Origin of the sequence: Methylorubrum podarium, assembly GCF_022179745.1 — a bacterium.
Lineage (GTDB): Bacteria > Pseudomonadota > Alphaproteobacteria > Rhizobiales > Beijerinckiaceae > Methylobacterium > Methylobacterium podarium.
On the sequence record NZ_BPRD01000505.1, the window covers coordinates 1 to 4,331 of the forward strand.

The following is a 4,331-nucleotide window of genomic DNA, read 5'->3' on the forward strand; positions in this document are numbered from 1 at the left end:
ACGGCAATTACTGCGGCATGGGCAACAACGCGCCGCTACCGCCCGTCGACGCACTCGACCTCGCCTGCGCAAGGGCATGATGCTTGTACGCCGAGCGGGCGCATTCCCTCACGGGCTTGTAACCTGAGGCTACAGCGCGAGACCGAATTCATCTCGCGCGACCCGAGGCAGCCGGACGACCTACGGGCGCTGGCGGGCTTCATCTCCGCCAGCGCTGCACTGTTGCCGTTCGACATGAATGCGCCCGTCATCGTCACGAGAGTGCCGACATCCCGCCAGGACGGGTGGCATCCACTTGGTGCGTATCGGCCTGCCTCCTACGCATACTAGATGTCTTTGGGCTCTCAGCATTGAATGAAGAGGCGGGCCTATCGCTTTCAGGCCAATTGGCCAAAATCTGGCTACTTCAAACGGCTAGATCATGAAACGGACGTTCGATGCGTCATCAGCGGCGCACGTTTTCGGCTTAGATATTGCGAGCTACCCTCATGATTGCATGACTTGCGGCGCAGCCTCTGCGGCAGCACGCTGTCCTCTTCGATCAAGTCGGGATATCGGAATCTGTCTTAGCTGCGTCGCCTGCGCCGGCTCGGCGTCTCAACAGAGGTGGCCATGTCGTCTTTCGTGATCGTGGAACCGCTTGGCTTCTCCGGTCAGACCGTGAAAGCCGGTGCTCCCAGCGCGAACGGGAAGCCGTTCCCTACCGCCTTAGGCCGTCCGGGGGTCGGGCCGGCGATTTACGCCATCCTCGCCGAACTCGGTGCCGATCCGGAGGATCTCCTCGCCGAGCTAGGGCTCGATCCCCGACACTTGGACGGCGGCAAGCTCGTCTCCTATGCCGACCTCGGCCGCCTGATCGCACGCGGTGCCGAATGCACGAACTGTCCTCATCTCGGACTTCTCGTCGGCCAACGAGCCACTCTCGCTTCGTTGGGGCGTCTCGGCCTGCTGATGCGTCACTCGAACACCGTCGGCGACGCCCTGCAGGTTCTCGAAACGCACTCCGGTACGCAGAATTGGGGCGCAGTGGTCGGGCTTGGGACCAACAATGGGGTTACCGTCCTCACCTACGCCCCCTATGGACCGGAAGCCGAGAGCGCTGCCATCCATTCGGAGAGGGCACTCGCGACGATGACCAACGTCATTCGGGCGCTCTGCGGCTTTGACTGGGCTCCGGAGGAGGTGCTCCTGCCGCGCTCCAAGCCACGCGAGGCCCTTCCTTATGACCGTTTCTTCCGCGCACCTGTCCGGTTCGATCAGGAAATGGCCGCCTTGGTGTTCTTGGCCGAACTTCTCGACAAGCACATCGACGGCGCAGACCCGGTTATCCGCCGGTTGGCCGAGGGCCGCATTCACCAGCTCGAGGCCAAACAATCATCCAACTTGACGGATGAGCTTCGTCGATACCTCCGGATCCAGGTGACCCGGCAACGCTGCAAGGCGGAGCGCGTGGCGCGCTTGCGGCTGGTGCACCGCCGCACCTTGAGCCGACACCTGCAGGCCGAGGGCACAACCTTCCGGCAGCTTTCCAACGAGGCACTGTTCCGGGTGGCCAAGCAGCTGCTCGCCGACACGAGCATGAGCCTGACGCAGATCTCGACCGCCTTGAACTTCTCCGAGCCCGCCGCCTTCACGCATGCCTTCCGACGTTGGTCGGGCATGGCGCCGAGCACATGGCGACAGGCGAACCGACTCATGGGAATCAGCGACGGACCCCAGGAGGAACCCTATCCAACCGGGGGGAGGAACGGACGATGCGGCGATTCGTTTGCGCCCTTGCCGACATCCTTGTGATGGCCGCAGGCGGAGCGGGTGCACAGGAGGGACTGACCTTGTCCTCTGGATTGCCCTCATTCTGAAGCAAGGAACCGTCGATCAGGAGACGAGCCGGTTCAGCGAAGAGCCCATCATCGGCATTCTGAATGAGCAGCAGGCCGGTCGCTGAGATCTGCCGCCGTCATGGTATCAGCCCAGAATCGACTCTAGTTATGAACGGGAGCAAACAGCGGTCAAGGTCACAAGTCGCAAAGATCGGCGATTTGTTTGTCGTGATTTTGAAGGGGTAAGCCATCCGGAGCCGAAAATCTGTCCGAACCATAATCACTTGCCACAGGGTTATTGCTTTGTTTTTGCGGAGGTGTAGATGTTGAGCGGCGATGGGTCGTGAGCGTCTCAACCGCCGCTACACTGGGTCCCGGTTTATCTCCGGACGTCAATTTCGGAGCTGGTTGCCGTTAGGCTCTCGCAAGCAGAACGCGCTTGAGTCAGTTGATCAGGCGCATCCCGGTGCCGGAGGGGTTCGCAATGGGAATTGCGCGTTTCGCGGGGGCTACCATGATCGGCCTCGCCGGTTGGACCGGAGGGCTGGCCGCAAAAGCGGTCGATGCTAGCCTATCGGGATACCAGGGCTCCTGGGTTTTGGATGGCCGTGACTGCGCAGACGTCTTCTCGTCCGGCGGGAAAGGATCGGCGTTCAAGAAGCCTGTCGATATCTTCGCGCCCGCCTTCGTGATTTCGGGCAAACGCCTGAGAACTCCGATGGCGTCCTATCAGATCAAGTCGGCGCGGCCGGCCAAGGACCGTCAGATTTTCCTCCTCGACTGTGCCAACAGCGTCGCCAGCAATGAGGTCAGGGTCCTGCTGGCAACATCTCCCAATGGAATGCTCAAGCGCTACTACAGCGATGTGGATCCGACAGGCGTCACCTACCGGCGCTGCTCGTGAGCACCAGCCACATGCATGCGGCACGCCGCCTTCGTAAGCTCTGACGCAGACGAAGGACGCACGCCGGGGCCGAGCCAGGCGCGTCAGTGAAATGGCGCAAATTTTGGCTCGGCATCTGGTGGAGCGAGGGCGTGAGGTGCCGATATCCTCTCACACGAGGCGACGCGCCTATTTGACCGCGGTCTCGCACGAACCTCGCCCAGCGTCCTCTTGGATCAAGTGAGGCTGTCAGCTTCGGCCTAGAGCTGAGCGACCTTGATGATGAAGACGAGCGGACCTTGAGGATGACGGTGCCTTCGGCATCCCCTCCGTTCCACATCGATAGTTCGTTCTTCAACAGGGCGATGGAGAAAATGTCATGAAAGCTCTCCTGATCTCGTCCGCGGCCTTCGCGGCTCTGATTGTGACCAGCGTGGCGGCCGATGCGCGCGGCTTCCGGGGCGGTGGCGGCGGGTTCCGTGGCGGTGGTGGCTTCCATGCCGGAGGATTTCGAGGCGGCGGATTCCACGGCGTTCGGGCAGGCGGCTATCGCGGCGGCATGGCCGGCTATCGCGGCGGGTACGGACGAGTGGGCCGCTACGGTTACGCGGGAGTCGGCCGCTACGGCTACGGGTACCGTCCCGGTTACTGGCTCGCGGCGGCTGGTATCGGCGCCGCAGCGGCCGCTGGCTACTACGGCTCGAGTTATGGAGGATGTGGACCGAACGCCTACTACGATAGCTATGCTGGCGGCTGCCGTCCCTACTGATGAGCGATTCCGGAAGCCCACAGCTGGGCTTTCCGGACTCTGCGTGGTCGGGCGAAGCGCGTCGAGATGGTGGAAGGCCGGAGTGTCGAGCACGGCGCAAACTTGCCGACACTCGTCAAAGGCCGATCCGGTTCAGGCTTCGCGTTCGCAGGCGTCTCGTTGATATCGGATCCACTTGCCGACTTGCTCGCATCGACTGACGCGGACGCCGCCGTCCAGGCAGATCGTGTGTCCGGAGCTTGCTGCGCATGTCCGCATGGGACGTCGGCATCGGGCGCAGCACCAGCCGCCCCGTGCCGTGCGGACCCAGCGTTCATAAGCCGACTGCCAACTCTAGATACATGAGGATGCGATCGCGAAGCTCCGATCATGCATTCAGCTGAAGAACCACGTGAATTGCCCCAGCCTCACGTTTCCTTTTCAATGGCAACCCGCAGCGCGAGAAGATCTTCAGCATGCGCGTGTTTTCGGACAGGACCTCCGCCGCGAGTTCCGTCAATCCCCTTTCACGGGCGATGCCGACGAGATGGCGCATCAAGATGCCGCCGATGCCCTGACCCTGGCACGCGTCGATGACAGTGATAGCCACCTCGGCTTGGGCGGGCCGCGTCACGATATAGCGAGCGCCGCCTACGATAACGCGCTCGCCCTCATGCTCCGCGGTCGCTACCAGGGCTACGTGGCTTGTGAAATCGACGTTGAGAAAGAACGTGATCTCCCTGTCGGTGAAACGGCGCCTCGCTCCGAAGAAGCGGAGGTAGAGCGACTGCGCGCTGGTATGATCGACGGCTGCCAGTAGTCCGGCGCGGTCGTCTGGCCGCAGCGCGCGGATCTCCAGCGTGCCTCCGCCCCGCGCAGG

Annotated in this window: 4 protein-coding genes and 1 pseudogene; 4 read left to right on the forward strand and 1 reads right to left on the reverse strand. The window is 62.5% G+C overall.

The genetic code is table 11. The features are described from left to right. The 4 genes and pseudogenes from MFF42_RS22050 to MFF42_RS22065 all read left to right on the forward strand — a co-directional run. Positions 1 to 330 (forward strand): annotated as a pseudogene (locus tag MFF42_RS22050) (hypothetical protein); the annotation flags it as partial. 282 nt (positions 331 to 612) lie between these two features. Continuing rightward, positions 613 to 1,794, forward strand: a complete 1,182-nt coding sequence (locus tag MFF42_RS22055; RefSeq protein ID WP_238257775.1) for an AraC family transcriptional regulator — start codon at positions 613 to 615, stop codon at positions 1,792 to 1,794. A gap of 465 nt (positions 1,795 to 2,259) precedes the next feature. After that, positions 2,260 to 2,724, forward strand: a complete 465-nt coding sequence (locus MFF42_RS22060; protein ID WP_306423553.1) for a hypothetical protein — start codon at positions 2,260 to 2,262, stop codon at positions 2,722 to 2,724. 358 nt (positions 2,725 to 3,082) lie between these two features. Beyond that, the gene (locus MFF42_RS22065; RefSeq protein WP_238257777.1) at positions 3,083 to 3,472 is read left to right on the forward strand and encodes a hypothetical protein; all 390 of its coding nucleotides are present in this window, start codon (positions 3,083 to 3,085) and stop codon (positions 3,470 to 3,472) included. 367 nt (positions 3,473 to 3,839) lie between these two features. On the opposite strand, the gene MFF42_RS22070 is transcribed toward MFF42_RS22065, so the two are convergent. Then, on the reverse strand, positions 3,840 to 4,331 hold a 492-nt coding region (locus MFF42_RS22070), incomplete at its 5' end, for a GNAT family N-acetyltransferase (RefSeq protein ID WP_373875206.1).